Genomic DNA, 25,072 nt, shown 5'->3' on the forward strand with positions numbered 1-25,072 from the left:
CGTGGATTACCCGGTAGGCCCGTAAGCGAGTTTCCAACTTTGTGGTAGAGGCGGCGCTCGACCGGCGTTCAAACGCGGTGTTGGCGGTTCCGCGACCGGGCCACCTCCGGCGCGTTACAACTTTTAACTTTCAACCTTCAACTGCTTTTACATTTCTCCGGCAACTCCACCCCATGCCCCAGCCGCTTCTCAATCAGTCGCAGGAAATCCCGGCCGACGCCGCGGCCGCGGGTGGCGGGGTGGACCACCATCCAGGCGAGTTGATTGCCGTGCAGAAGCGCCACGGCGACCGGTTTGCCGTTGAAATGGGCGGCGACCAGGTCGCGGTTTTCGCCCAGGGCGAGCTCCAGCTCGGCGGCGTAATCGGGCTGGTCACGCAGGACCTGGGCGAAGGTTTGCGCCAGTTCCGGGCGGCTGGGGTGAAATTCAACGCTGATCGGCATGGTGTCTCCGCTGGTGAGGGGCTCCGGGGGTACGTATAATAGCGGGCTGCACTTTCGGGAGGTACCGATGAGCGAACGTCGCGCCACAGTTGAGCGCAACACCCTGGAAACCCAGATCCGGGTTTCCGTCAATCTGGATGGCACCGGAGCCAGCAAGCTGGACACCGGATTGCCGTTTCTGGAGCACATGCTGGACCAGGTAGCCCGCCACGGCCTGATCGACATCGAGGTCAAGGCGGTGGGGGATCTGCACATCGATGCCCACCACACGGTGGAAGACATCGGCATTACCCTGGGCCAGGCGCTGGCGCGGGCCTGGGGCGACAAGAAAGGCCTGCGCCGTTATGGTCATGCCTATGTGCCCCTGGACGAGGCGCTCTCAAGGGTGGTGATCGACCTGTCCGGCCGGCCGGGCCTGGAGATGTTCGTGGATTTCACCCGGGGCATGATCGGCGGCTTCGACGTGGACCTGTTCTTCGAGTTCTTCCAGGGTCTGGTGAACCACTCCATGATCACCGTGCACATCGATAACCTGCGCGGCAAGGACGCGCACCATCAGGCGGAAACCGTGTTCAAGGCGTTCGGCCGCGCGCTGCGCATGGCGGTGGAACCGGACGCGCGCATGGCCGGGGTGACGCCGAGCACCAAGGGCACCCTCACGGAAGCCCCCTAGTCAGTCAGACCCCGGCTGGACGCGCGCGGCCGTGGCCGCGCCTCGCCTGAATCACATTAAGAGGCTCCGCAATGAGCGAAACCGTCGCCGTGCTCGACTATGGCATGGGCAATCTGCACTCCGCGGGCAAGGCCTTGGAGCGGGTCGCCTCCGGGCAGCGCATTCTGGTCACCAGCGACCCACAGCAACTGCGCCAGGCCGACCGGGTGGTGTTTCCCGGCGTCGGCGCGATCCGCCATTGCATGAAAGTGATCACCGAGACCGGCCTGGATCGGGCGATCCTCGATGTGATTGACGCCGGCAAGCCGCTGCTGGGTGTGTGCGTGGGCATGCAGGCGCTGATGGATTTCAGCGAAGAGAACCAGGGGGTGGATTGCCTGGGCGTGTTTCCCGGCCAGGTGACCTTCTTCGGCGAGCAACACGGCGACACCGGGCAGCGTTTGAAAGTGCCGCACATGGGCTGGAACCAGGTGCGCCAGATGCATCCGCACCCGATGTGGGCGGGCATCGCCGACGACAGCCGTTTCTACTTCGTGCACAGCTATTGCGTCACCGGCTTGCCGGATGAGCAGGTGTCGGGCGGTTGCGAATATGGCATCCAGTTCGCCGCTGCCGCCACCCGCCGCAATGTGTTCGCGGTGCAGTTCCACCCGGAAAAAAGCGCCGACGCCGGCCTGCAACTGCTGGAAAATTTCCTGCGCTGGCAGCCCTGAACCAGCGCCCGAACAAACCCATCGAGTGAGAGAACCATGGAACTGATCCCCGCCATCGACCTGAAAGACGGCAAATGCGTGCGCCTTAAGCAGGGCCGAATGGACGACGACACGGTATTCTCCGACGATCCGGTGGCGGTGGCCGGCGACTGGGTGAAAAAAGGCGCTCGCCGCCTGCACCTGGTGGATCTCAACGGCGCCTTCGCCGGTGAGCCGGTCAATGGCGAGATCGTCAACGCCATTGCCCGCGCCCACCCGGGGCTGCCGATTCAGATCGGTGGCGGTATCCGCAGCGCCGAGACCATTCAGGCCTACCTGGACGCCGGCGTGCAATGGGTGATCATCGGCACCAAGGCGGTGCGCGAGCCGGCGTTCGTGAAAGAGATGTGCCAGCGTTTTCCCGGTCATATCATCGTCGGTCTGGACGCCAAAGACGGCAAAGTGGCCACCGACGGCTGGGCCCAGGTCACCGATGTGGACGTGATCGATCTGGCCCGCCAGTTCGAACACGACGGCGTGGCCGCCATCGTTTACACCGACATCAGCCGTGATGGCATGCTCCAGGGCGTTAACGTGGAAGCCACCGAGCGGCTCGCCCGCGCGGTCTCGATTCCGGTGATCGCCTCCGGCGGCATCACCGATCTGCAAGACGTGCGGCAGCTGTGTGAAAGCGATGCCAGCGGCATTACCGGTGCGATTACCGGGCGCGCCATTTACGAGGGCACCCTGGATTTCGAGAAAGGCCAGGCGCTGGCGGACGAACTGAAAGGCCGTGGCCCGGCGATGTCCGGCACCAGCGGCAGCGGGGTGCGCGAATGACACTGGCGAAACGGATCATCCCCTGCCTCGACGTGGACGCCGGCCGGGTGGTCAAGGGCGTTCAGTTCGTCGATATCCGCGACGCCGGCGATCCAGTGGAAGTGGCGCGCCGCTATAACGAAGCCGGCGCCGATGAAATCACCTTTTTGGACATCACCGCCAGTCATCAGGACCGCGACACCACTCTGGATACGGTGGAGCGCATGGCCAGCCAGGTGTTCATCCCGCTCACCGTGGGCGGCGGCGTGCGCACTTTGCAAGACATCCGCAACCTGCTCAACGCCGGCGCCGATAAGGTGAGCATTAATTCGGCGGCGGTGCGTGACCCGGATTTCGTGCGCGAGGCCGCCGAGCGGTTTGGCGCGCAATGCATCGTGGTGGCCATCGATGCCAAGAAAGTCAGCGGCGAGAGCGAGCGTAATCGCTGGGAGATTTTCACCCACGGCGGCCGCAAGCCCACCGGCATCGACGCGGTGGAGTGGGCGCAACGGATGACCGATTACGGCGCCGGCGAGATTCTGCTCACCAGCATGGACCGCGACGGTACCAAGAACGGCTTCGACATTGCCCTGACCCGCGCCATCAGCGACGCGGTGCCGGTGCCGGTGATCGCCTCCGGCGGGGTCGGCAATCTGCAGCATCTGGTGGATGGCGTGATCCAGGGCGGCGCCGACGCGGTGCTGGCGGCGTCGATCTTCCACTTCGCGGAATACACCATCGGCGAGGCCAAGCGGTTCATGCGGAACGCCGGCATCGAGATGCGGCTTTGAGCCCTGGCAGGCTGCTGTCATGAATCTCTGGATCGACGCCGACGCCTGCCCCGCGGTGATCCGCGAGGTGCTGTTCCGCGCCGCCACCCGGCGCGGCATCGACACCACCCTGGTGGCCAACCACTTTATTCGCACGCCGCGCTCGCCGCACATTCGCGCGGTGCAGGTGGCGGCCGGTTTTGATCAGGCCGACGACTACATCGCCGAGCAGGTGCAACCCGGCGATCTGGTGATCACCGGCGACGTTCCGCTCGCCGCCCGGGTGGTGGACAGCGGTGGCACCGCGCTCAATCCCCGTGGCACCCTCTACGACACCGAAACCATTCGCGAGCACCTTGGCCGCCGCGATTTCATGGAGGAGCTGCGTTCCACCGGCGTACAGACCGGTGGGCCCGCTTCGCTGAGTAAAAGCGACGTGCAGACTTTCGCCAATGCGTTGGATCGGTTTCTGGCTCGACGCTAGGCGCCGGACGCCGGACGCCGGACGCCGGACGCCGGACGCCAGACGCCAGACGCCAGACGCTAAGTCAAAACCCGGTTCCGCGAGCTTTGCGGCTACGCATCGCGGATAGGGTGCCCACGCACCGGGCAGACCAGATGTTTTAAGCGTCCGGCGTCCGGCGTCCAGCGTCCAGCGTCCAGCGCGCAGCACCCAAACAAGGATAATCCCATGCTCCGACTATCAAACACCGTGACCATCCCCGATGCCGAGATCGAGTGGCAGGCGATTCGCGCTCAGGGGGCGGGCGGGCAGAACGTTAATAAAGTCGCTTCGGCGATTCATCTGCGTTTCGATATCGCCGCGTCGTCGTTGCCGGATTTCTATAAGGAGCGGCTGCTGGCGTATTCGGATCGGCGCATCACCGGCGAGGGCGTGGTGGTGATCAAGGCACAGCGCTTCCGCACCCAGGAAAAGAACCTGGACGATGCTCTGGCGCGCCTTAAGGCGCTGATCCAGGACGCCACCGTGGTGCACAAATCCCGCACCCCGACCCGCCCCACCAAGGCCGCGAAACGCAGGCGCGTGGACAGCAAGACCAAGCGTGGGGGTATCAAAGCACTAAGAGGAAAGGTGAAAGGCGATGACTAGGAGACAGGGACTGTTGGGGGCGTGGCTGATGATGGCGGCGCTCATTTCATCACTGTGGGGCGTGGCCGCCCAGGCGGCCACCCGGGGGCTGGACGAGAAATGGCATTTCACCGATCAGTCGCCGGCGTACCAGGTGCGGTGGCCGCCACAACGAAGCGGTGAGCTGTGGCGCGTCGACATCGACTACGCCGGCGGCGGGCTGGCGTTTGAAGGTTACATTGCCGAGCCCCAGAGCGATGAGCCGCTGGCCCAGGAAAACCGCCGTGGCGATTACGTCTTTTATCATGAAAACGGTAAGCCCCATTTGCAAGGGCAGTACGATGACGAGGGCCTGATTACCGGCATCGAGACGGTTTACCGCCGTGATGGCAGCCGCGAAGAGCTGCGCCAATATGAGCCGGATGGCTATTACCCGGTGAAGCGTTTCTATGCCGACGGCAGCGTCGAGCTGGAATCGCTGGAGAGCACCGCCGAGCGCCGGGACCCGATCAAACGTTACCGCCGTGACGGCTCCCTGCTGATGGATTATTTCACCTTGCAGCGCGAGGGTAAGCCGGTGCGGGTGCGGCTCACCTATGATGCGCAGGGGCGCGTGACGCAGCGCAAGGAAGAGGCGAACGGCGAGGTGATGACCGAGGCGTATCGCGCCGACGGCAGTTTGAAAGAGCGCAACCGGCGCGGCCAGGGCGAGTCCTATCGTTCGATCACCCAAGCCTATGATGAGCAGGGCAAATTGAAACATCGCCGCGCGGTGATGATGCCGGATTTTGATTACGATGGCCTGCAGGTCCACGTCGACGGCGATACGCGCACCGAGGAGCACTACAAAAACGGCCTCCAGGAGGGGCTGTTCACGGTGCGCCGCGACGGTCAGTTGCTCAGACGCGGCGAATACCATGATGACAAGCCGGTGGGCGAGTGGTTTGAAACCGATCAGGACAGCGGCGCCGTTACTTTTATCACCTACGACGAACACGGCGAATTTCAGCACCAGTTCGAGATCGGCGCGGATCTGGTGGTGCGCGACGATCAGGGAATACCCGGGTTGCCGGAGGCGTTTCAGGAAGTGACGCGCACCCTGCCCGAGGTGGGCACCACCTGGCTGTACCAGTTCAACGACGCGGAACCGGTGGTGCTGACTCTCACCGAAAAGGACGGCGATCAAGCCCGCTACCAGGTGGGCCAGGGCCAGGCCACACTGGAAGAGGATGTGCACCGCTATCAGCCGGTGGACCAGGAGAACGGGCCCATGCTGCGCTTCCCCCTGCACCCCGGGGACGTGTGGCGCTACCGCACCGAGGACACCGTCAAGGTGCCGGCCTCGGACGGCGCCCACTGGCAGTACCGCTACCGCACCCAGATCACCAGCACGGTGAGCGCGGTGGAAACCATCCGCGTCGGCGCCGGCACTTTCAAGGCGCTGCGCATCAGCCGCGAGCTCGCCTGGCGCAAGGACCAGGCCAGCGGCGAAGGCGGCGGGCTGGACCGCATCAAGAACGGCGGCGACGGCCAGGTGGACGGCTTTACCCAAGAGTTGCTGTGGTACGCGCCGGAGGCCGGCCGGGTGGTGCTCAAGGCGCATATGGAATCCGGTGACCCGAACCTGCCGGGTCGCCCGGCGGAGCAACTGCTGGACAACGCCGCCACCTGGTTCACCGAGCTGGTGGCCCTGGCCGGCCCGGGCGACACCGCCGAGGCCGGCGAGCCGCGTCATGCGCGTGCCCCGCAGGCCGGTTGGATCGGTTTCCCGATGCAGCGCAACAACACCTGGGAATACCTGATGCAGAGCCATTCGCCGCAATAGCCCGGGCGGTTGCACGTGGCCGGCCCCGTTACGTTGAGGTACGATCGTGCAAAACAACGGATGGGAAAGCGGGCATGGATCAGGCGACATTGATTGCGGTGGGGCTTCCCGCCGCGCTGTTTTTGATCATGGTGGGGATGGGGCTGACACTCACGCTCCGTGATTTCCGGGAAGTTCTGGTGGCGCCGCGCGCCACCCTGTTCGGGCTGGTGGCGCAGATCATTCTGCTGCCGCTGGTGGGCATCGGCCTGGCGCTGACGCTGGACTTGTCGCCGGCGCTGGCGGTGGGGCTGGTGATCATTGCCGCCTGCCCCGGCGGCACCACCTCTAATCTGTTCACCTTTCTCGGTCGCGGCGACGTGGCGCTTTCCATTGTGCTGACCGTGGCCGCCAGCCTGATCACCATTGTCACTTTACCGCTGTTCGCCGGCTGGGCCCTGGAGCGCTTCAGCGATGCCGGCCGCACCGTGTCGTTGCCGGTTTTGCGTACCATCGCCACTTTGCTGGTGATCGTTCTGGTGCCGGTGGCGCTGGGCATGGTGGTGCGTCATCGGCGGCCAGCTTGGGCGGCAAAAGGCGAGAAGGTGGTCAGTGTGTTTGGCCTTCTGGTGCTGATCGTGGTGATCGTTATGCTGCTGGTGGACCTGGGCGAAGAAGCTCTGGTGTTGCTGCGCCAGGGTGGTGCCGCGGTGGTGTTGCTGAACCTGGTCGGGCTGGCGCTGGGCATGGCCGGTGGCCGCCTGATCGGCCTGAGCCGGGCCCAGGCGTTCACGGTGGCGATTGAACTGGGCATCAAGAACGGCACCCTGGGGCTGATGGTCACGCTCACCCTGCTGCAATCCGAAGCGATGTCGGTGCCGGCGGCGGTGTACGGCGTGCTGATGTTCCTGTTCGGGTTTCTGATGTTGGGCTACAGCCGGCTTAGCGGGATTGGGCGGTAGGTGAGGCGGCCTTTGGCCGCGATGCAGGATGCAGGATACAGGATTCAGGCGCGGGGGGAGCCGTGCTCTCCCCCTGGGCCGTGGCCGCGAAGTTTGGTGTGCCGCGCGAGCACGGCGTTGCAGCCAGGAACGCCCGTCTCGCGCGCCTGAATCCTGAATCCTGAATCCTGTATCCGTACCACCCTTCAGCCGGCGTCGTCGGGTGGGCGGGTTGGGGTGGCGGCGGTGTGGCGCTTGGGGGTGTGCAGCAGGGCTGACACTGGCACCAGCCGCACGCCGGCTTGTTCGATCACCGGCAATACCTGGCGCAGGTAGGCGATGGTTTCCGGGTAGGGGTGGCCAATGGCGATGGCGTGGCCGCGCTGGCGCGCCAGCTCCAGTAGCTTGTTGAACTGGTCGTTGATGCGCGCGAAATCACGCTGGTTGTCGAGAAACACGTCGCGGCGGCCGGTGGCCACGCCCTGTTGCCGGGCGGTGCGCTCGGCGACCGTGGCGGCGCTGGTGCGGCTGTCCAGAAAGTAGAGGTGCCGTTTGCCCAGTTCGCTCATCAGGCGCCGCATCGGCTGGTGCTCGGCGGTGAGCGCGCTGCCCATGTGATTGTTGACGCCGCGGGCGGCCGGCAGAGTGGCGCGGGCCTGATCGAGGACCGCGGCGATGCGGGCCTGGCTCATGGTGTCGTTGATGGCGCCTGCGTCCAGGTGGCGCGCGTCCAGCGCGGCCATTGGCAGATGAATCATCACCTCTTTGCCGGTGCTGGCGGCCTGGGCACCCAGGCGCCGGGCAAACGGGGTTGCCGGAATCACCGCGCAGGTGAGTGCGCCGGGCAGAGCGAGCACCGCCTCGCCATGGGCGCGGTTGTAGCCCAGGTCATCGATGATGATGGCGATGCGGGGCGGGGCCGCCATGGCGAGCCCGGCGGCCACCCCGTAAAGGAGTGCCGCCGCCATGAAAAGCGGTCTCACCTTGGTGTGGAGGCCGCGTTCCGCGCGTCGTCGGGGCGCCGCTCAAGTTGGCGCCGCTCGGCCAGGTTGATGCCCTTGAGAATGGACAGCGCCTGGGAGAGCGGGTAGTCGCGGCTGGCCAGCGCCTCCGGGGGCTCTTTTTTATCGTCCGCCGGTTCGCTGGCTTTCTGGTTGAGCAGGTGATGGGGCAGATCGGATTCGCGCAGCAGGCTGTCTTCCACCAGCTTGACGCTGGCCACCTGAATCGCAATGTCCGGAACAATACCCTGGGCCTGAATCGACCGGCCCTTGGGAGTGTAGTAACGCGCGGTGGTCAGTTTGAGGGCGTTGTCGCCGCTGATCGGCAGCACCGTCTGCACCGAGCCCTTGCCGAAGGTGCGGTTGCCCACCACTATGGCCCGGCCCTGGTCTTGCAGGGCGCCGGCAACGATCTCCGAGGCGGACGCCGAGCCGCCGTTGACCAGCACCACCAGGGGCAGGCCATGCAACTGGTCGCCGGGGGTGGCGGAAAAGTCGTTGCGGCTTTGCGCGTCGCGGCCCTGGGTGTAAACCACCAGGCCGCTGTCCATGAACAGATCCGCCACTTCCACCGCGCCGGTCAGCACGCCGCCGGGGTTGTTGCGCAGATCCAGAACCAGACCCTTCAGATCGCCGTTGGCTTCCAGCTTGTTCAGGGCCTGGCCGGCTTCGGTGCCGGTGTTGTTCTGGAACTGGGAAATGCGCAGATAGCCGTAACCGGGCTCCAGGGTTTCCTGTTTGACGCTGTGCACCTGAATGCGATCGCGTTTCAGAGTCACCGAGTGGGGTTTGTCGGCGCCGTCGCGCAGCACCGACAGGGTCACTTCGCTGCCGGTCTTGCCGCGCATCAATTCCACCGCTTCCTGCAGGCCGATGCCTTTCACGAAGGTGTCGTCGATTTTCAGAATCAGATCGCCGGCCTGGATATCGGCGCGGCTGGCGGGGGAGTCGTCGATGGGCGTGACCACCTTGACGAAACCGTCTTCCATGGTCACCTCCAGCCCGAGCCCGCCGAATTCGCCGGTGGTCACCGATTGCAGGTCCTCGAACTGGTCCGGGGTCAGGTAGGCTGAGTGCGGGTCCAGCTCCATCAGCATGCCGCGAATCGCCGCCTGGATCAGGTCATGCTCGTCCACCTCGGTGACATAAGCGCCACGAATGCGCTCCAGCACCTCGGCGAAGGCGCGCAGCTCGGTCACCGGCACGCCTTGTTTCTTGGCTTGCTGATCGACTTCCGGGTCTTGGGCGTGGGCCAGGGGGGCGGCCAGGGCGATCACGAAAAAAGCATTGCGCAGTATGGCGTGAGAGGTCTTCAGCATGGTCTTCCTCAACCCGGGAGCGGTGTCAGTCATCGGTGCGGGCAATCGGCGGCAGTGTAACACGGTGGTCGCACCAACGCGCCGGATTGACCACCTTGCCACGGTGGCGGATTTCAAAGTAAAGCGCGCTGCGGGCATTGCCGCCGGAGCGTCCGGCCAGGGCCAGCACATCGCCGGTGGCGACCCATTCCCCGACCTCGCGCAGCAGGCTCTGGTTGTAACCGTAGAGCGTCAGGTAGCCGCCGCCGTGGTCGAGAATAATCAGCAGCCCATAGCCGCGCATCCAATCGGCGAACACCACCCGGCCAGGGTGAATGGCGCGCACCGGCGTGCCGGTGTCGGCGGCCAGGATCACGCCGTCCCAGCGCAGGGCGCCTTCGCGGGTTGAATTAAACCCGGACAGCACCTTGCCCGGCACCGGCCAGGGCAACTTGCCGTCCAGGGTGCCGAAGGGTTTGCCAGCGGCGTCCGGTGGCACCCCGGGCAGGGTGCGACGCATGTCCTCGAGCAGTTTTTCCAGGTGCTTCTGATCCTGGCGCAGCCCGGCGATGTTGCTGCCGCGCTGATCCAGAGAGCGGTTCAGGCTGGCGATGTTCTGTTCGCGCTCGGCCACCGCGCCCTTAAGACGCTTTTCATGGGCCGCCAGTTCCGTGCGCCGGTCAAGCAGGTCGGCGCGGGCGGCGTTGACCTGTTCGGCCACCTGGCGCAATTCCACCAGTTCGCCCTGCAGGGCGGTCAGCCGCTTGGTGCGGGCACGCTGAAAATACTCCTGATAGCGCAGCAGCCGGGCGATGCGTTCCGGGTCTTGCTGATTGAGCAGCAGCTTGATGCGCTCCTCGCGGCCGGTCTCGTAGCTGGCGCGCACTGTCTTCGCCAGCCACTGCAGTTGCAGCTTCTTTTCCTCGGCCAGTCGCGCCTGGTGTTTCTCCAGCCCGTCCAGACGCCGCTGCGCGGCGCGGGCGTCGTTCTCCAGAGCGCGCCGCTCGCGCACCAGCTTGCTGATCCGGGTTTCGGTGGTGCGCAGGCTGGCCCGCTGGCTGTCGCGCTCTTCGAGATCCTGGTTCTGGGCCTCGGAGAGCGTCTCGATGCGGGCTTTGAGCTCCTTGAGCTGCTGCGGAGAGGCCTGTTCGGCGCGCAGCAGGACGGGGATCAGTAGTAGCAGCAGAAAAACAGGCTTCATGGTGTCCTTATATTAACCGACCGGTGGTGTGTATACTTGACGCCGATTTTCCGCCGGCAGGATTGCAATCATGGATCGTATCATCGAGTTCGCCAGCAGCCACTATCTGTTGGTCTCCGCCTTTTTCCTTTTGTGGGCGGTGTTTTTTACCCTGGAGTCCCGTCGCGGCGGTAAGGCGATCAGCCCGCAGATGGCCACCAACCTGGTCAACCAGAACGACGCGGTGATCGTGGACGTGCGCGATAACGACGAATTTCGCGCCGGTCATATACCCGGCAGCCTTAACCTGCCCGCCGGTAAGGCCATGGAGCGCCTCGCCGAGCTGGAGCAGTATAAGGAACGGCCGCTGATTCTCACCTGCAAGGCGGGCAATCAGGCCGCGCACCTGGGGCGCCAGCTGCGCACCAAGGGCTTTAAGGACATCTATCGCATTCAGGGCGGGGTGACCGCCTGGCGCAATGATAACCTGCCAGTGGCGAAAGCCTGATGGCACGGGTCACGCTCTACACCACTGCCTGGTGCCCGTTTTGCGTGCGTGCCAAGCAATTGCTGGCCGGCAAACAGGCCGAGGTGGATGAGATCGACGTGGATCGCGATCCGGCCCGCCGGCGAGAGATGATGGAGCGTAGCGGCCGCCGCACCGTGCCGCAAATCTGGATTGGGGACCGTCACGTTGGCGGTTGTGATGAACTTTACGCATTGCAGCGGGCGGGGGAGCTCGACGACCTGCTCGCCGGATAACGGAGAAAAACCATGGCTGACGATCAGCAAAAGGTATTCCAGCTTCAGCGCGTGTATCTGAAGGACACCTCGTTCGAGTGCCCGGGGGCGCCGGACATCTTCCTTCAGGAATGGAAACCCAAGGTCAACGTGCAGTTGAACAATGCCGCTCGCCGGCTGGGCGAGGGCAACGAATTCGAGGTGGAGATCACCGTCACGGTGACCGCCAAGGACGAGCAGGAAAGCCGCACTTTCTATTTGGTGGAAGTGACCCAGGCGGGCATCTTCACGGTGGTTAATATCGAGGGCGAGGAACGCGCCCAGTTGCTGGGTTCCTACTGCCCCAGCGTGCTGTTCCCTTACGCTCGCGAAGTGGTTTCCGATCTGGTTTCCAAGGGCTCATTCCCGCAGATGATTCTGCAACCGCTCAACTTCGACGCGCTGTATCAGCAGCAGCGTGACAAACAGAATGGCGAGGGCGCCGCCACCGGTACCTCCGCCACCATGCAGTAACCGGGCTTCGCGCCTATCCGGCGCCCGGGTAACCGAGCTGCCGCCACGCTTCGTAGAGCGTTACCGCCACCGCGTTGCTGAGATTAAGGCTGCGGCTGCCAGCGACCATCGGCAGCCGCAGGCGCTGTTGTTCGGGCAAACCGGCCAGCAGCGCTGTGGGCAGACCCCGGGTTTCCGGGCCAAACAGCAGCACATCCCCGTCCTTGAAGCCGGCGTCCGCCGATGCCCGCTGACCGCGAGTGGTCAGCGCGAACACGCGCGCGCCTGGCAGCCGCTTCAGAAACGTCGGGTAATCCGCGTGCACCTCGACGCTGGCCAGATCCCGATAGTCCAACCCGGCCCGGCGCAGCCGTTTCTCATCCAACTGAAAGCCGAGCGGTTCAATCAAATGCAAGGTGGCGCCGGTATTGGCGGCAAGGCGCATCACATTGCCAGTGTTGGGCGGTATTTCCGGTTCGAACAGGGCGATATGCAGCATGGTCGGCGGCGTTGGCGGCGGGGCAAACATGGTAACCGCTTGCCGCGCACTTTTCTTTGCGCTTTGCTGGGCGCTGGTTCGGCCGGGCAGCGGCGATCACGGAAAAGAGGGCAGGCGATGGCACCACGGAGCACACCATGAAACGGGTCTATGAAGCCCGCGACGGGTTGGAAGCGCACATGGTGGCCGGGTTGTTGGAGCAGGCCGGCCTGCTGGCGCAGGTCAACGGCGATATGCTGCAGGGGGGCATCGGCGAACTGCCGGCGCTGGGCCTGGCCAGTGTCTGGGTCGCCGACAACGACGAAGACCGCGCCCGCGAAGTGATCACGGATTTCGAGGCCCGCCAACCGCTCCCCGCCGCGCCATCGCTGCGCGAACGCCTGCGCCCCACCGAGCACCACCATGACGACACCCGCCGCGCGTTCCGCCACGGCCTGCTGATCGGCCTGGTGGTCGGAGCGGTGGCGGTGCTGTGGTTGTTGCGCGGCGGGTGACGCACCCTTTCGCGGTCGAGGACCGCTCCCACAGCGGCTTCGTTGCCAAGCGGGGCGAATCTGACTTGAAACAAGCAAGACCCGCCGCTCACGGCTGGAACGCCGAAGGCGGCCCGAAGGGTGAGTGGCAACGCCACGAATCAAGTAGAGCGCCCCAAAGGGCGTCAACAGCGGTAAGAGGTATCTTCTCACGGTCATTGCTCTTGCAGGACACCATGGAATCTCCCACAAAAACATTCCAACCCGGATATGGCCCTGCTACGGCGCCGCGTGGGAGCGGTCCTTGACCGCGAACCGAGCCTGAAAGGCGAGGCGGGTCTGGCAGAGCTCTTTCGTGGTCAGGGACCGCTCCCACATAAAAAAACGGCCCCGAAGGGCCGTCCTGCTACAACGCCAATCAGCGGCTGGCGCGTTTGCGTTCGGTTTCGGTGAGCAGCTTTTTACGCAGGCGCAGGTAGTGGGGGGTGACCTCCACCAGCTCATCGTCTTCGATGAAGTCCAGCGCCTGTTCCAGGCTGAAGCGCACCGGCGGGGTGAGGATGATGTTTTCGTCGGTGCCGGAGGCGCGCATGTTGGTGAGCTGCTTGCCCTTGGTGGGGTTGACCACCAGATCGTTGCCGCGGTTGTGGATGCCGATCAACTGACCTTCGTACACTTCCACGTTGGGTTCGATCAGCATGCGGCCGCGTTCCTGCAGGTTGAACAGGGCGAAGCCCAGCACCTTGCCGCTGACCATGGACACCAGCACGCCATTGCTGCGCTTGGCCATGTCGCCGGGTTTGTATTCGCCGTAGTGGCTGAAGGTGCTGTTGAGAATGCCGGTGCCGGAGGTGAGGGTCAGGAACTGGCTGCGGAAACCGATCAGGCCACGACTGGGTACGGTGAAGGTCAGGCGCACGCGGCCTTTGCCGTCGGGTTCCATGTTGGTCATCTCGGCGCGGCGCAGGCCCAGGTGCTCCATGATGGAACCCTGGTGCTGGTCTTCCACGTCCGCCATCACGCTTTCGTAGGGCTCCTGCTTGACGCCGTCCACCTCGCGGATGATCACCTGCGGGCGGCCCACCGCCAGCTCGAAGCCTTCGCGGCGCATGTTCTCGATCAACACGGACAGGTGCAGCTCGCCCCGGCCGGAAACGCGGAACTGGTCGGCGCTGCCGGTTTCTTCCACGCGCAGGGCCACGTTGTGCTTGAGCTCGGCTTCCAGGCGCTCACGAATCTGGCGGCTGGTGACGAACTTGCCGTCCTTGCCGGCGAACGGCGAGGTGTTGACGTGGAAGAACATGCTCACCGTGGGTTCGTCCACGGTCAGCGCCGGCAGCGCTTCCACGTTGTTTGGATCGCACAGCGTATCGGAGATATCCAGCGGGTCCATGCCGGTCACACAGACAATGTCGCCGGCGCTGGCGCTGGGCACATCGACCCGATCCAGGCCGTGGTGGCCCATGATCTGCAGCACGCGGCCGTTACGCACGGCGCCGTTGAGGTCGATGATCTTGACCGGCGAGTTGGCCTTGACGCTGCCGCGCTTGATGCGGCCGATGCCGATCACGCCCAGGTAGCTGTTGTAGTCCAGCGAGGAAATCTGCATCTGGAACGGGCCGTCGGCGTCTACTTCCGGCGCCGGTACCCGGTCGATGATGGCCTGGAACAGCGGCGTCATGTCGTCGGCCAGGTTGTCCTGGTCGAGACCGGCGATGCCGTTCAGCGCGGAGGCGTAGACCACCGGGAAGTCGAGCTGCTCGTCGCTAGCGCCCAGGTTGTCGAACAGGTCGAACACCTGGTCCATGACCCAGTCGGGGCGGGCGCCGGGGCGGTCAACCTTGTTGATCACCACGATCGGCTTAAGGCCGGCGGCGAACGCTTTCTGGGTGACGAAGCGGGTTTGCGGCATCGGGCCGTCCACCGCGTCCACCAGCAACAGCACCGAATCCACCATCGACATCACGCGCTCCACCTCGCCACCGAAGTCGGCGTGGCCGGGGGTGTCGACGATGTTGATGCGGTAATCACCGTATTTGAGGGCGGTGTTCTTGGAGAGAATGGTAATGCCCCGTTCCTTCTCCAGGTCGTTGGAGTCCATTACCCGTTCCACGTTGCCGGCGCGGTCTCCCAGGGTGCCGGATTGTTGCAGCAGCTTGTCCACCAGGGTGGTCTTGCCGTGGTCAACGTGGGCGATGATGGCGATGTTGCGCAGGCGTTCGATCACAAAAAAAGCTCCGTATTACGGGTAATGCCACCGCCGGTCCAATGATATCGGGATGCCCGCGAGCAGCTTCGCCGGGGCGGACAAGCCCGTCGTTCGGGGCATGTTGGGGGGATCGGGGGGCGGATTCGGGGGCGCATTGTACAGTCCTTAGCCCCGGGGAAGCCATAACAACCTGATGACATCGGTGTCAGCGGCTTTTCCGGGGCCTCGCGCGGCGGCCGGCCGGGCGGTGGGCGGGGCCGGGCAACCATGCCAGAATGTGACGCCGTTCATGGCCCCGGCCCACGCTGACCCGCTCAGGCAGGGCCACGACGCCGATGCGCAACCAAATGGCATCGGACCGGTCGTAGAGCCTGTCATGATTTTTGTGCCACTGAGCTGGGGATCAATATTGGTTATGCGTTACCGCTGGGCACCGGCGTTGCTTGCCCTGGCCTGCACGGCCCAGGCCGGCGGGCCGGCACCGGCCAGCAAAGTGATATTGGGGTTGCATGAGCAGGTGCATATCCGAGAATTGGGGCTGACGCTGCCGGCCAAGCTGGACACCGGCGCGGAGTCGGCGTCGCTGAGCGCCGATCAGGTGCGCACTTTTTTGCGTGACGGACACCAGATGGTCTCCTTCGCGTTGGCCGTGGACGCCGACACCCGCGAAAAATGGGGCCTCGGCGCCGGCCCGTCGGATCGTATAGAGTTGCCGCTGGCCGATCATGTACGTATAAAGCAGCGCGCGGAGAGCGCGCTGCCCGGTGACAAGGGATATACCCGTCGGCCGGTGGTGGCATTGACTCTGTGCGTGGGCGATCGCCTCGCCACGGTGGAGGTCAACCTCACCGATCGCCGGGCGTTCAGCTACCCGTTACTGGTCGGGTCGGAGGCGTTGCGTGATTTGGGCGCGCTGGTGGACCCGGCGGTATCGATGGGGCGCGGGGCGCCGGATTGTGCTCGCGGCGGAGTCGCTGCGGGCGCCGAATAATTGGAATAAGGCTAGACAATGCGTTCTGTAAAGTTGCACGCCCGGCTGCTGGCCACCACTTTGCTTATCGTTGGCATCGGCAGCATGGCGTATCAGGTGCTGGTACAGAAAGTCCCGCTGAAGGAAAGCGAAACCGACCCGGTGTGGGTGGTGGACGCCCAGGTCAGTTTCACCGCCCGTCCCAACCAGCCCCTCAAGGCGCGCATGTTCGTGCCGCCTCTGGACAGCGGCTTTACCGCGCTCAACGAAAGCTTTATTTCCAATAATTACGGGGTCAACGTCAACCGCGAGAACGGCAACCGCCTGGTGACCTGGTCGGCCCGTCGCGGCGCTGGCGAGGAAACCCTCTATTACCGTTTGATGTTGACCCCGCGCTTCGCCGAGCCGGCACCACCGCCGGAAGGCGGGCCGCAGTTTCGTCCCAGTCCCTCTTTGCAGGGCGCGGAGCGGGTCGCCGCGGATGCTCTGCTGGCGCCGATTCGCCAGCATTCGGCGGATATCGAAACCTTTATCAGCGAGACCATCAAGCGCGTCAACAACTTGGAAAACGATAACGTGAGGCTGCTGCTGGGCGGCGACCTGCGCCCGGAAAATCGGGCCCGCGTGGTGGATTTGCTGCTGGCGGTGGCGCATATCCCCGCCGAGCCGGTGCACACCCTGCAGCTGGCGGACAACAAGAGCCAACAGCCGGAACTGTGGCTGCGCACCTTTAATGGTCAGGACTGGCTTTACTTCAACCCGCTGGATGGCCGGCAGGGCCTGCCCGAGGACCGGTTGGTATGGTGGAGCGGCGAAAAGCCGCTGCTGACCCTGGAAGGCGGGCGCGGATCGCGGGTCAGCTTCAGTGTGCACGAGAACGAAATGAGCGCCCTGCAATTGGCGCAATCGCTGAAGCTGCAAGACCGCAACACCTTTATTGATTTCACTTTTTATGAACTGCCAGTGCCGACCCAGCAACTGTTGAAGGTGCTGATCATGATTCCGGTGGGTGTACTGCTGGTGCTGCTGATCCGCTCGCTGGTGGGCATGGAGACGCTGGGCACGTTCACCCCGGTGCTGATCGCGTTGGCGTTCCGTGAGACTCAGGTGATCTGGGGCGTGCTGTTGTTCACCGGCATCACCACCGTGGGCTTGTCGGTGCGATCCTATCTTGAGCATTTGAAATTGCAGCTGTTGGCGCGATTGTCGGTGGTGCTGACGTTCGTGGTGATCATGATGGGCGTGATCACGCTGCTCAGCTATAAGCTGGGGCTGTCCACCGGCTTGTCGGTGGCGCTGTTCCCGATGGTGATTCTGACCATGGTGATCGAACGGGTTTCCATCGTCTGGGAAGAGCGCGGCGGGCCGCAGTCATTGAAAGTGGCGATTGGTACCCTGATCGCCGCCGTCCTGTGCCATTTCCTGATGGTCTGGGAGCAGCTCATCTATCTGGTGTTCACCTTCCCCGGCATTCTGCTGATGCTGGCGGCGGTGATGGTGGTGATGGGCCATTATCGCGGCTATCGCCTGATGGAACTGCTGCGCTTTCGGGCGATGACCGAAGAGGGCAACTGATGTTCGGGATCAACACCTGGAAGGCCCTGCGCCAGCGCGGGGTGATGGGCATCAACCAGCGCAATGGCGACTATGTGCTGATGTACAACGACCGCCATCTCTACCCGCTGGTGGACGATAAGATCCGCACCAAGAATCTGGCGCTCAGCGCCGGCATCCGGGTGCCGGAGATGTACGGCATCATCGATACCGAGCAGGGCATCAGCACGCTGGATCACATTGTCGAAACCCACGGTGACTTCGTGATCAAGCCCGCCCAGGGCGCCGGTGGCGATGGCATCATGGTGATCTCGGATCGCTTTGAAGGCTTCTACCGCAGCTCCTCGGGCCGCATGATCAGCCCCGAGGAGCTGGAGTTTCACATCTCCGGGATTATCTCGGGCATCTATTCCCTGGGTGGGCACCGCGACCGGGCCCTGATTGAGTATCGGGTGCGTTCCACCGACCTGTTCGACCGCATCAGCATTGGCGGTGTGCCGGATGTGCGCATCATCGTGCTCAAGGGCTACCCGGTGGCGGCCATGCTGCGCTTGCCAACCCGCCAGTCCGACGGCAAGGCCAACCTGCACCAGGGCGCCATTGGCGTGGGCGTGGACATCGCCACCGGCGTGACCCTCAGCGGCACCTGGCACAACCTGAAAATTGATCGCCACCCGGACACCGCCCATCCGGTGGCCGGGGTGCAAATCCCCGATTGGCAGGAATGTCTGGACCTGGCCGCACGCTGTTATGACCTCACCGGCTTGGGGTATCTGGGCGTGGATCTGGTGATGGACAAGCACAAAGGCCCGATGATGTTGGAGTTGAACGCCCGGCCCGGGCTGAACATCCAGATCGCCATCGACGATGGCCTGGTGCGCCGCTGTCAGATCGTTGAGAAGCACCTGGAGAAGCTCGGCGACGACGCCGAGGCCGAACCGGTAGCCCGGCGGGTGGCGTTGTCCAAGCAGCACTTCGCGGTGGCCCGGCTGCCTGATCAGGTGATTACGACGGCGCAGTAGCGCCGTCTCCGCGACCTTCCCCATATTAAGGTTCAATTAACACTGGTTGGTTATTCTCGCGACTTCTCATTTCGGTTCGCGGTGTTCCCATGGCAGTGGCTCCCGCCCATAAGGGCCTGTTCCCCCGTCTTTTTTTTCTGACCAACTACGGCCTGTTGCTGGTCGTGACCGGCTATATCGCCCACCAGAGCCTGATGCCCTGGGAGAAGGGCTGGAACGTGCTGTTCACGCTGGCGGCGCTGTTCGGTTACGCCTTTGTCTATTTGCTGCCGACCCTGTTGATGACGGCGCTGGCCTGGTGGTTGTTGCCACGTCCGCTGGCGCGAGTGCTGGCGGTGCTGCTGGCCAGCGCGGTTCTGATGCTGTTGATCGTGGACAGCCAGGTGTATCGGCTGTACGGCTTTCACATCAACGGATTCGTCTGGAACCTGATGGTCACCCCGGGGGGCATCGCCTCCATGGGCGGCAGCGACGGCACCGTTTACTCGGTGGGGCTGGTGTGTCTGGCGATCGTGGTGCTGGAGGCAGCGCTGATGGCGCTCTCGGTGCATCGTCGTGGTCCGGTGCTGCGCTGGTGGCTGGTGGCCACGGTGTTGTTGGGGTGCATGCTCGGCGAGCGTTTTGTTTATGGTCTGAGTCATTTGAACGGCTATCGCCCGGTGCTGGCGATTGCCCATGAAATCCCGCTTTATCAGCCCGCCACCTTTGCCAGCGTTGCCAAGGATCTGGGTTACCAGGTCAAGCGCCGCACCAGTATCGATGTCACCGATTCCGGCCGGCTCCAGTATCCGTTGAACGCTTTGCAGCGGCGGGACAACCCGCCCAGCCCGAACGTGCTGTTTCTGGTCGCCGAATCCCTGCGCGGCGATATGCTGACCCCGGAAATCATGCCCAATCTGTGGCGCTTCGCCAGCCAGCATGGGCGGCGCTACAGCGATCACTTCAGTGGCGGCAATGGCACCCGCATGGGCATTTTTTCCCTGTTCTACGGCTTGCCCGGCAACTATTGGTTTTCGTTTCTCAATGCCCGCAAGCCGCCCTTGCTGATTAGTGAAATGCAGCGGCGCGACTACCGGTTCGGCTTGTACACCAGCGCCCGTTTCAGTTATCCGGAATTCGACAAGACCGTGTTCTCCGGCGTGCCCCAAGACGTGATGGTCAGCGACGACACTGGCCAGGGCTGGCAGCGCGATCGCCGCAACGTGGCCCGGCTGCTCGATTTCCTGCACCAGGATGGCAATGGCAGGCCGTTCTTCGGTTTTATGTTTTTCGAATCCCCCCACGCCCGCTATTACTTCCCCGAAGAAAGCGTGATTCGCAGCGATTATCTGGCCGACTTCAACTACGCCACCATGGACGTACACGAAGACATGCCGCGCATCTTCAACCGCTACATCAATTCGGTGCACCATCTCGATCAGCAACTGGGCCGGGTGATCGATGAGCTGGAGAGCAGCGGCCAACTGGACAACACCCTGGTGGTGATCACCGGAGACCACGGCGAGGAATTCATGGAGCATGGCCGCTGGGGCCACAACTCGGAATTTCATGATGAGCAGGTGCACGTGCCGCTGGTGATCGCCGGCCCGGGCATCGACCCGGCGGTGGTCAACCTGCCCACCAGCCACCTGGACGTGGCGCCCACGGTGATGCAGCGCCTGGGCGTCACCAGCCCCAGCGGTGATTACGCGGTCGGCGTGCCGCTGGACCAGGTCAGCCCGGATCGCTACCGGCTCGCCGCCAGTTGGGACGCGGTGGCCTACATGGGCCAACAGTTCAAAATCGCCATGCCCATGAACGCCGGCGGCCTGGCCGAAATGAGCGTCAGCCGCGCCGATGATGAACCGGTGGCGGACGAAGAGGCGGTCTTCGCCAGCGAACAGACGCGGCTGGCGAGGGTGCTGCGCGACATGTCGCGGTTTTATCGGAAATAAGACGCCGGACGCTGGACGCCGGACGCCGGACGCTAAGATCAAAACCCGGACCAAGAGCATTGCGGCTACGCAAGAGCCTTTTGCGCGCCCCCATCGTTGCGGTGCCAGGGTTAAGCGTCCGGCGTCCGGCGTCAGGCGTCAGGCGTCAGGCGTCAGGCGTCTAGCGTCTAGCGTCTAGCCTCCAGCATCAGGCATATAAGCTCCACCTCCTTCCATGCTATACTTTCGCGCCCATTTTTTGATCAGCGAAAATCGCAGGCGGAGTGCATGTCCGAGGTAGCCCCCCCACCGATTCAAAGACGCGCCATTGCTTTGGTGTCTGGCGGCCTGGACTCGATGCTGGCCGTGAAGGTGATGCAGGAGCAGGGTGTTCACGTGGAGGGGGTGAATTTTTTCACCGGTTTCTGCGTGGAAGGCCATACCCATGCGATCCGCAAGAAAGACCAGGACAAAGACAAGCGCAACAACGCCCTGTGGGTGGCGGAGACGCTGGGCATCCAGCTGCACATCGTGGACATCTCCGAGGAATACAAGGATGTGGTGCTCAACCCCAAGCACGGTTACGGCGCCAACCTGAATCCCTGCCTGGACTGCAAGATCTTCATGGTCAACCAAGCCACCCTGATGCTCAACAAGGCACGGGAGCTGGCCGGCGAGAAGGGCTTCGATTTTATTGTCACCGGCGAGGTGGTCGGCCAGCGGCCGAAGAGTCAGCGTAAGGAAACCATGCCGATCATCAGCCGCGAGTCCGGTGCCGATGATCGCCTGCTGCGCCCGCTCAGCGCCCGCAATCTGCCGCCGACCCTGCCGGAACGGGAAGGCTGGGTGGACCGCGAGCGCCTGCACGGCTTCTCCGGGCGCAACCGCAAGCCGCAGATGGCGCTGGCCAAGCAGTTCGGCCTGGAAGAATACGCCCAACCCGCTGGCGGCTGTTGCTTTCTCACCGACGAATCCTACTCCCGTAAGCTCACCGACCTGTGGACGGCGCGCAACGAACGCCGCTATGAGCTGGATGACATCATGCTGCTCAAGGTCGGCCGACACATCCGTCCGGCGCCGCACTACAAGCTGATCATCAGCCGCGAGGAAGGGGAGAACCGCTTCCTGGAAGGCTACCGTTACCAGTTCACCAGCCTCACCACCGCCAGTTGCCCCGGGCCGCTGGCGCTGGTGGACGGCACCCTGGAAAACGAAGAGCAGCGCCACCAGGCGGCGGCCATCGTCGCCCGTTACTCGAAGGGCCGTGGTGATGATCAAGTGGTGGTGGAGATGCGCGAGCCCGGCGGCGTGGCCCGGGAACTGACCGTCACCCCGGCCCACCCGGACGACATTCCTCTGGCCTGGAACGTGGGGTAGACATGGCTGAACAGCAGCTGGACGCGCGCCGTCTGCTTTGCCCGATGCCGGTGATCAAAACCCAGAATCGGGTGCGTGAACTGGAAAGGGGCGACATCCTGACGGTAACCTGCACCGATCCGGGGGCGCTCAACGACATTCCCGCCTGGTGCCGGATTAACGGCCATGAGGTCCTGGAGACGCGCGAGAGCGGCCATGATGTGCTGATCACGCTGCGTGTTGGTGAAGCTCGATCCGCACTTTAATGGTGCACTAACAGGCCATCGGCACCCATTTGGTGCGCACACCTCTGGTGCAGCGCACGGCTTGGGACGAAAATCCGGACAATGCGCCAAAAAAGGGCTGGCATACTAATTGCTCCCCTATTGGCGTCGCGGGCCTTCTGGCCCAGAATAGCGGCTCTTTGCGTGCCCGCTCCGGCGGCGGCGAGAAGCCAGACACATACCCGTTCCAGGAGGACGCTCAACAATGTCTGAAAAGACGCTGAAACTGATCAAAGATAATGACGTGAAGTGGGTGGACCTGCGTTTTACCGACAGCCATGGTAAAGAGCAGCACGTTACCATTCCGGTGGGCGAAATCGACGAAGACTTCTTCCAGGACGGTAAGATGTTCGACGGCTCCTCCATTGCCGGCTGGAAGGGGATCAACGAATCCGACATGATCCTGATGCCGGACGACGCCACCGCGGTGCTCGACCCGTTCACCGACGTCACCACCATGAACCTGCGCTGCGACATCGTCGAGCCGACCACCATGCAGGGTTACGAGCGTGATCCGCGCTCCATCGCCCGTCGCGCCGAGGAATACCTGAAGTCCACCGGCATCGCGGATTCCGCGTTGTTTGGGCCGGAGCCGGAATTCTTCGTGTTCGATTCGGTGCAGTGGAAGTCCGACATGCAGGGCTCCATGTACAGCATCTATTCCGAAGAAGCCGCCTGGGTGTCCGGCGACGACTTCGAGAAGAACAACATCGGTCACCGTCCCGGTGTGAAAGGCGGCTACTTCCCGGTTCCGCCGGTGGATTCGCTGCACGACCTGCGCGCCGCCATGTGTTCCGCCATGGAGCAGATGGGCCTGGTAATCGAAGTGCATCACCACGAAGTGGGCACCGCCGGCCAGTGTGAAATCGGTGTGGGCGCCAACACCCTGACCGCCAAGGCCGACGAAGTGCAGATCCTCAAGTACTGCGTGCACAACGTGGCCCACGCCTACGGCAAGACCGCCACCTTCATGCCCAAGCCGCTGATCGGTGACAACGGCTCCGGTATGCACGTGCACATGTCGTTGTCCAAGGACGGTAAAAACCTGTTCGCCGGCGACGGCTACGCGGGCCTGTCCGACGAGGCGCTGTTCTACATCGGCGGTATCATCAAACACGCCCGCGCCTTGAACGCCTTTACCAACGGTTCCACCAACTCCTACAAGCGTCTGGTGCCCGGCTTCGAAGCCCCGGTAATGCTGGCGTACTCCGCTCGCAACCGCTCCGCTTCCATTCGGATTCCGTGGGTAAGCAACCCGAAAGCGCGCCGCGTCGAGACTCGTTTCCCTGATCCGTCCGCCAACCCGTACCTGTGCTTCGCCGCGCTGATGATGGCCGGCCTGGACGGTATCAAGAACAAGATCCACCCCGGCGACGCCATGGACAAGGATCTCTACGATCTGCCCGCCGAGGAAGCCAAGGACATCCCCACCGTGTCTCACACCCTGACCATGGCCCTGGATGCTCTGGAAGCCGATTCCGACTTCCTGACCACCGGCGACGTGTTCACCAAGGACATGCTGGACGGCTACATTGACCTCAAGCGTGGCGAGATCGAGCGCCTGAACATGACCCCGCACCCGGTCGAGTTCGATATGTACTACAGCTGCTAAACACCGGCAGTGCTTCACAAAAAACCCGCTTCGGCGGTTTTTTTTGTGGGCGCCTTCCCTGGCCCCCTCTCCCCAACCCCTCTCCCGCAAGGGGAGAGGGGCTAAAAATCGTGCTCTGGAACGTTGCGAACGGCAGGTCATGATGGCGTGTTTTGGTGAGTCCCCTCTCCCCTTGCGGGAGAGGGACAGGGAGAGGGGGCTGTGGGCCGGCCATGTGAAGCCTGATCATTTAACCGCGCCAGCCCGGCCGGCTGCGCCTGTGCCCGCAAAAGCCAGCCTCTCGTCTTGCGCGCGCCCCCCCCTTTCATTCCCGCTCCCCTGGCGGCAGAATCAAAGCAACCCGTTGAAAGGACCGCCGATGCGAGTTTGTCTGATCTTTCTGCTGTTGCTGGGCTTGTCGCCCGCCTGGGCCGACGAAGCGTCCGGTCGTGACGACACCATTTACCGTACCACCGACAAAAACGGCAACGTGGTCTTCACCGATAATCCCGCCGACAAAAGCCGCGCCGAACCGGTGCGGTTGCGCGAGCCCAATACCGTGCCGATGAAAGCACCGTTGCCGGTGGGCGAGCCGAAGGCCGCCGATGACAAGCAGCAGCCGGCCTTTCAGGGCTATCAGCGGCTCGCCATCACCAGCCCCGAGGATCAAGCCACGGTGCGCAATCCTTCCTCTCCGGTGCCGGTGCGGATATCGCTGGAGCCGGCACTGCGGGATGGCCACCGTCTGGTGGTGCTGGATAACGGCACCCCGCTGCAGGGCCAGGCGTTGGAGAACCCGAACCGGGGCAGCCACACTCTTCAGGTCGAGGTGCGCGATGCCAGCGGTGCCAGCGTGGCCCGCTCCGAGCCGGTGGTGATCTATGTGCACCGCACCAGCGTTTCCCAGCAGGGCCGCGCCAGCGGCGGCTCCGGCGTGGCCACCTATGGCGCCCCAGCGCGTCTGGGCAGCCCGGCCAGCGTTGGCGGCGCCGCCCGCTTCGGGGCCCCGGCCACCACCGGTCCGCCGGCCACGCCCGGGCGCGCCGCCACGCCGTCGTCGGTGGGCGGAGCGTCTTCCTCTTCTTCCTCGTCTTCCTCCTCCCGATGAGCCTGTTTAAATAGCGCTTGCACCATAATGGGGCAATGCCCCATCGTGGACCTTGTTTCGCACCGCGGTCGCGGTGATTCCCATGCGCACAAGCCCGATTCCGGCCCTGTCGTGGGTGGCCTGATAATTGCTTATGCCCTGTTATGGGC

General features: G+C 63.8%; 26 protein-coding genes. 20 read left to right on the forward strand and 6 right to left on the reverse strand.

Translation table 11 applies throughout. The features are described 5' to 3' along the window. Window positions 1-137 precede the first annotated feature (137 nt). A complete protein-coding gene (locus tag CGS25_RS05055) occupies window positions 138-443 on the reverse strand; it encodes a GNAT family N-acetyltransferase (RefSeq protein WP_101674790.1) in 306 nt (101 codons plus the stop codon). 67 nt (window positions 444-510) lie between these two features. Between CGS25_RS05055 and hisB the strand changes: the two genes are divergently transcribed. The 8 genes from hisB (at window position 511) to CGS25_RS05100 (ending at window position 7,253) form a co-directional block, all read left to right on the forward strand. After that, window positions 511-1,116, forward strand: coding sequence for an imidazoleglycerol-phosphate dehydratase HisB (gene hisB / locus CGS25_RS05060; protein WP_101674791.1), 606 nt, complete (start codon window positions 511-513; stop codon window positions 1,114-1,116). A gap of 71 nt (window positions 1,117-1,187) precedes the next feature. Beyond that, a complete protein-coding gene (gene hisH, locus CGS25_RS05065) occupies window positions 1,188-1,829 on the forward strand; it encodes an imidazole glycerol phosphate synthase subunit HisH (RefSeq protein WP_089031027.1) in 642 nt (213 codons plus the stop codon). 36 nt (window positions 1,830-1,865) lie between these two features. Continuing rightward, complete coding sequence (hisA, locus tag CGS25_RS05070) at window positions 1,866-2,648, forward strand: 1-(5-phosphoribosyl)-5-[(5-phosphoribosylamino)methylideneamino]imidazole-4-carboxamide isomerase (protein ID WP_089031028.1); 783 nt, start codon at window positions 1,866-1,868, stop codon at window positions 2,646-2,648. Continuing rightward, entirely contained in the window at window positions 2,645-3,418 is a 774-nt protein-coding gene (gene hisF, locus CGS25_RS05075; protein WP_089031029.1) for an imidazole glycerol phosphate synthase subunit HisF, read from the forward strand. Before hisA ends, hisF begins: the two co-directional genes overlap by 4 nt. Window positions 3,419-3,437: 19 nt before the next feature. Beyond that, window positions 3,438-3,881 carry a YaiI/YqxD family protein gene (locus tag CGS25_RS05080; protein WP_101674792.1) on the forward strand — a complete coding sequence of 148 codons (444 nt, stop codon included), beginning with the start codon at window positions 3,438-3,440 and terminating at the stop codon, window positions 3,879-3,881. Between the two features lie 207 nt (window positions 3,882-4,088). Continuing rightward, window positions 4,089-4,508, forward strand: coding sequence for an alternative ribosome rescue aminoacyl-tRNA hydrolase ArfB (arfB, locus tag CGS25_RS05090; RefSeq protein ID WP_101674793.1), 420 nt, complete (start codon window positions 4,089-4,091; stop codon window positions 4,506-4,508). Beyond that, window positions 4,501-6,312, forward strand: coding sequence for a toxin-antitoxin system YwqK family antitoxin (locus tag CGS25_RS05095; protein ID WP_157933784.1), 1,812 nt, complete (start codon window positions 4,501-4,503; stop codon window positions 6,310-6,312). The genes arfB and CGS25_RS05095 overlap by 8 nt, the downstream gene beginning before the upstream one ends. Before the next feature lie 74 nt (window positions 6,313-6,386). Beyond that, the gene (locus tag CGS25_RS05100; protein ID WP_101674795.1) at window positions 6,387-7,253 is read left to right on the forward strand and encodes a bile acid:sodium symporter family protein; all 867 of its coding nucleotides are present in this window, start codon (window positions 6,387-6,389) and stop codon (window positions 7,251-7,253) included. A gap of 185 nt (window positions 7,254-7,438) precedes the next feature. Here CGS25_RS05100 and CGS25_RS05105 read toward each other — a convergent pair whose 3' ends face one another. The 3 genes from CGS25_RS05105 to CGS25_RS05115 are packed head-to-tail and all read right to left on the reverse strand — an operon-like array spanning window position 7,439 to window position 10,732. Further along, on the reverse strand, window positions 7,439-8,200 hold the full coding sequence (locus CGS25_RS05105) for a divergent polysaccharide deacetylase family protein (RefSeq protein ID WP_101674796.1): 762 nt from the start codon (window positions 8,198-8,200) through the stop codon (window positions 7,439-7,441). 11 nt (window positions 8,201-8,211) lie between these two features. Continuing rightward, window positions 8,212-9,552, reverse strand: a complete 1,341-nt coding sequence (locus CGS25_RS05110; protein ID WP_101674797.1) for a S41 family peptidase — start codon at window positions 9,550-9,552, stop codon at window positions 8,212-8,214. A gap of 25 nt (window positions 9,553-9,577) precedes the next feature. Continuing rightward, complete coding sequence (locus CGS25_RS05115) at window positions 9,578-10,732, reverse strand: murein hydrolase activator EnvC family protein (protein WP_089031036.1); 1,155 nt, start codon at window positions 10,730-10,732, stop codon at window positions 9,578-9,580. A gap of 70 nt (window positions 10,733-10,802) precedes the next feature. On the opposite strand from CGS25_RS05115, the gene CGS25_RS05120 reads away from it, so the two are divergent. Genes CGS25_RS05120 through secB form a run of 3 tightly spaced genes read left to right on the forward strand, consistent with a single transcriptional unit; the run spans window position 10,803 to window position 11,965 of the window. Beyond that, window positions 10,803-11,219: a rhodanese-like domain-containing protein gene (locus CGS25_RS05120; RefSeq protein ID WP_089031037.1), complete on the forward strand. Its 417-nt coding sequence runs from the start codon at window positions 10,803-10,805 to the stop codon at window positions 11,217-11,219. Next, window positions 11,219-11,473, forward strand: coding sequence for a glutaredoxin 3 (gene grxC / locus CGS25_RS05125; RefSeq protein ID WP_089031038.1), 255 nt, complete (start codon window positions 11,219-11,221; stop codon window positions 11,471-11,473). The genes CGS25_RS05120 and grxC overlap by 1 nt, the downstream gene beginning before the upstream one ends. A gap of 12 nt (window positions 11,474-11,485) precedes the next feature. Further along, window positions 11,486-11,965, forward strand: a complete 480-nt coding sequence (gene secB, locus CGS25_RS05130) for a protein-export chaperone SecB (protein WP_089031039.1) — start codon at window positions 11,486-11,488, stop codon at window positions 11,963-11,965. Between the two features lie 13 nt (window positions 11,966-11,978). On the opposite strand, the gene CGS25_RS05135 is transcribed toward secB, so the two are convergent. Then, on the reverse strand, window positions 11,979-12,443 hold the full coding sequence (locus tag CGS25_RS05135; protein ID WP_101674885.1) for a tRNA (cytidine(34)-2'-O)-methyltransferase: 465 nt from the start codon (window positions 12,441-12,443) through the stop codon (window positions 11,979-11,981). 137 nt (window positions 12,444-12,580) lie between these two features. Here CGS25_RS05135 and CGS25_RS05140 point away from each other — a divergent pair, with 137 nt between their 5' ends. Next, a complete protein-coding gene (locus CGS25_RS05140) occupies window positions 12,581-12,937 on the forward strand; it encodes a putative signal transducing protein (protein ID WP_101674798.1) in 357 nt (118 codons plus the stop codon). A gap of 397 nt (window positions 12,938-13,334) precedes the next feature. On the opposite strand, the gene typA is transcribed toward CGS25_RS05140, so the two are convergent. Then, entirely contained in the window at window positions 13,335-15,143 is a 1,809-nt protein-coding gene (gene typA, locus CGS25_RS05145; protein ID WP_101674799.1) for a translational GTPase TypA, read from the reverse strand. Window positions 15,144-15,540: 397 nt separating this feature from the next. Between typA and CGS25_RS05150 the strand changes: the two genes are divergently transcribed. The 8 genes from CGS25_RS05150 to CGS25_RS05185 all read left to right on the forward strand — a co-directional run bounded on the left by CGS25_RS05150 (window position 15,541) and on the right by CGS25_RS05185 (window position 24,923). Continuing rightward, on the forward strand, window positions 15,541-16,116 hold the full coding sequence (locus CGS25_RS05150) for an ATP-dependent zinc protease family protein (RefSeq protein WP_101674800.1): 576 nt from the start codon (window positions 15,541-15,543) through the stop codon (window positions 16,114-16,116). Between the two features lie 18 nt (window positions 16,117-16,134). Further along, window positions 16,135-17,670: an inactive transglutaminase family protein gene (locus CGS25_RS05155; protein WP_101674801.1), complete on the forward strand. Its 1,536-nt coding sequence runs from the start codon at window positions 16,135-16,137 to the stop codon at window positions 17,668-17,670. Next, window positions 17,670-18,671 (forward strand): alpha-L-glutamate ligase-like protein, encoded by a 1,002-nt coding sequence (locus CGS25_RS05160; protein ID WP_101674802.1) that lies wholly within the window; start codon window positions 17,670-17,672, stop codon window positions 18,669-18,671. The genes CGS25_RS05155 and CGS25_RS05160 overlap by 1 nt, the downstream gene beginning before the upstream one ends. A gap of 89 nt (window positions 18,672-18,760) precedes the next feature. Then, window positions 18,761-20,605, forward strand: a complete 1,845-nt coding sequence (locus CGS25_RS05165; protein WP_101674803.1) for a DUF3413 domain-containing protein — start codon at window positions 18,761-18,763, stop codon at window positions 20,603-20,605. 267 nt (window positions 20,606-20,872) lie between these two features. After that, a complete protein-coding gene (locus tag CGS25_RS05170) occupies window positions 20,873-21,961 on the forward strand; it encodes a tRNA (5-methylaminomethyl-2-thiouridylate)-methyltransferase (RefSeq protein WP_101674804.1) in 1,089 nt (362 codons plus the stop codon). A gap of 2 nt (window positions 21,962-21,963) precedes the next feature. Beyond that, window positions 21,964-22,206, forward strand: coding sequence for a sulfurtransferase TusA family protein (locus CGS25_RS05175; protein ID WP_089031047.1), 243 nt, complete (start codon window positions 21,964-21,966; stop codon window positions 22,204-22,206). Between the two features lie 223 nt (window positions 22,207-22,429). Further along, entirely contained in the window at window positions 22,430-23,836 is a 1,407-nt protein-coding gene (gene glnA, locus CGS25_RS05180) for a glutamate--ammonia ligase (protein WP_089031048.1), read from the forward strand. Window positions 23,837-24,194: 358 nt separating this feature from the next. Then, window positions 24,195-24,923: a DUF4124 domain-containing protein gene (locus tag CGS25_RS05185; RefSeq protein ID WP_198588698.1), complete on the forward strand. Its 729-nt coding sequence runs from the start codon at window positions 24,195-24,197 to the stop codon at window positions 24,921-24,923. Window positions 24,924-25,072: the final 149 nt, after the last annotated feature.

Source organism: Alloalcanivorax mobilis (assembly GCF_002864685.1).
GTDB classification, from domain to species: domain Bacteria; phylum Pseudomonadota; class Gammaproteobacteria; order Pseudomonadales; family Alcanivoracaceae; genus Alloalcanivorax; species Alloalcanivorax mobilis.

Bases quoted from the DNA above. Each gene is read 5' to 3' on its own strand.
- CGS25_RS05160 (WP_101674802.1), top strand. From the start codon at position 17,670: ATGTTCGGGATCAACACCTGGAAGGCCCTGCGCCAGCGCGGGGTGATG.
- hisA (WP_089031028.1), top strand. From the start codon at position 1,866: ATGGAACTGATCCCCGCCATCGACCTGAAAGACGGCAAATGCGTGCGC.
- hisF (WP_089031029.1), top strand. From the start codon at position 2,645: ATGACACTGGCGAAACGGATCATCCCCTGCCTCGACGTGGACGCCGGC.
- CGS25_RS05155 (WP_101674801.1), top strand. From the start codon at position 16,135: ATGCGTTCTGTAAAGTTGCACGCCCGGCTGCTGGCCACCACTTTGCTT.
- secB (WP_089031039.1), top strand. From the start codon at position 11,486: ATGGCTGACGATCAGCAAAAGGTATTCCAGCTTCAGCGCGTGTATCTG.
- hisB (WP_101674791.1), top strand. From the start codon at position 511: ATGAGCGAACGTCGCGCCACAGTTGAGCGCAACACCCTGGAAACCCAG.
- CGS25_RS05140 (WP_101674798.1), top strand. From the start codon at position 12,581: ATGAAACGGGTCTATGAAGCCCGCGACGGGTTGGAAGCGCACATGGTG.
- CGS25_RS05080 (WP_101674792.1), top strand. From the start codon at position 3,438: ATGAATCTCTGGATCGACGCCGACGCCTGCCCCGCGGTGATCCGCGAG.
- CGS25_RS05055 (WP_101674790.1), bottom strand. From the start codon at position 443: ATGCCGATCAGCGTTGAATTTCACCCCAGCCGCCCGGAACTGGCGCAA.
- CGS25_RS05165 (WP_101674803.1), top strand. From the start codon at position 18,761: ATGGCAGTGGCTCCCGCCCATAAGGGCCTGTTCCCCCGTCTTTTTTTT.
- grxC (WP_089031038.1), top strand. From the start codon at position 11,219: ATGGCACGGGTCACGCTCTACACCACTGCCTGGTGCCCGTTTTGCGTG.
- CGS25_RS05150 (WP_101674800.1), top strand. From the start codon at position 15,541: ATGCGTTACCGCTGGGCACCGGCGTTGCTTGCCCTGGCCTGCACGGCC.
- CGS25_RS05170 (WP_101674804.1), top strand. From the start codon at position 20,873: ATGTCCGAGGTAGCCCCCCCACCGATTCAAAGACGCGCCATTGCTTTG.
- CGS25_RS05105 (WP_101674796.1), bottom strand. From the start codon at position 8,200: ATGGCGGCGGCACTCCTTTACGGGGTGGCCGCCGGGCTCGCCATGGCG.
- CGS25_RS05115 (WP_089031036.1), bottom strand. From the start codon at position 10,732: ATGAAGCCTGTTTTTCTGCTGCTACTACTGATCCCCGTCCTGCTGCGC.
- arfB (WP_101674793.1), top strand. From the start codon at position 4,089: ATGCTCCGACTATCAAACACCGTGACCATCCCCGATGCCGAGATCGAG.
- glnA (WP_089031048.1), top strand. From the start codon at position 22,430: ATGTCTGAAAAGACGCTGAAACTGATCAAAGATAATGACGTGAAGTGG.
- CGS25_RS05100 (WP_101674795.1), top strand. From the start codon at position 6,387: ATGGATCAGGCGACATTGATTGCGGTGGGGCTTCCCGCCGCGCTGTTT.
- CGS25_RS05095 (WP_157933784.1), top strand. From the start codon at position 4,501: ATGACTAGGAGACAGGGACTGTTGGGGGCGTGGCTGATGATGGCGGCG.
- CGS25_RS05120 (WP_089031037.1), top strand. From the start codon at position 10,803: ATGGATCGTATCATCGAGTTCGCCAGCAGCCACTATCTGTTGGTCTCC.
- CGS25_RS05175 (WP_089031047.1), top strand. From the start codon at position 21,964: ATGGCTGAACAGCAGCTGGACGCGCGCCGTCTGCTTTGCCCGATGCCG.
- hisH (WP_089031027.1), top strand. From the start codon at position 1,188: ATGAGCGAAACCGTCGCCGTGCTCGACTATGGCATGGGCAATCTGCAC.
- CGS25_RS05135 (WP_101674885.1), bottom strand. From the start codon at position 12,443: ATGCTGCATATCGCCCTGTTCGAACCGGAAATACCGCCCAACACTGGC.
- CGS25_RS05185 (WP_198588698.1), top strand. From the start codon at position 24,195: ATGCGAGTTTGTCTGATCTTTCTGCTGTTGCTGGGCTTGTCGCCCGCC.
- CGS25_RS05110 (WP_101674797.1), bottom strand. From the start codon at position 9,552: ATGCTGAAGACCTCTCACGCCATACTGCGCAATGCTTTTTTCGTGATC.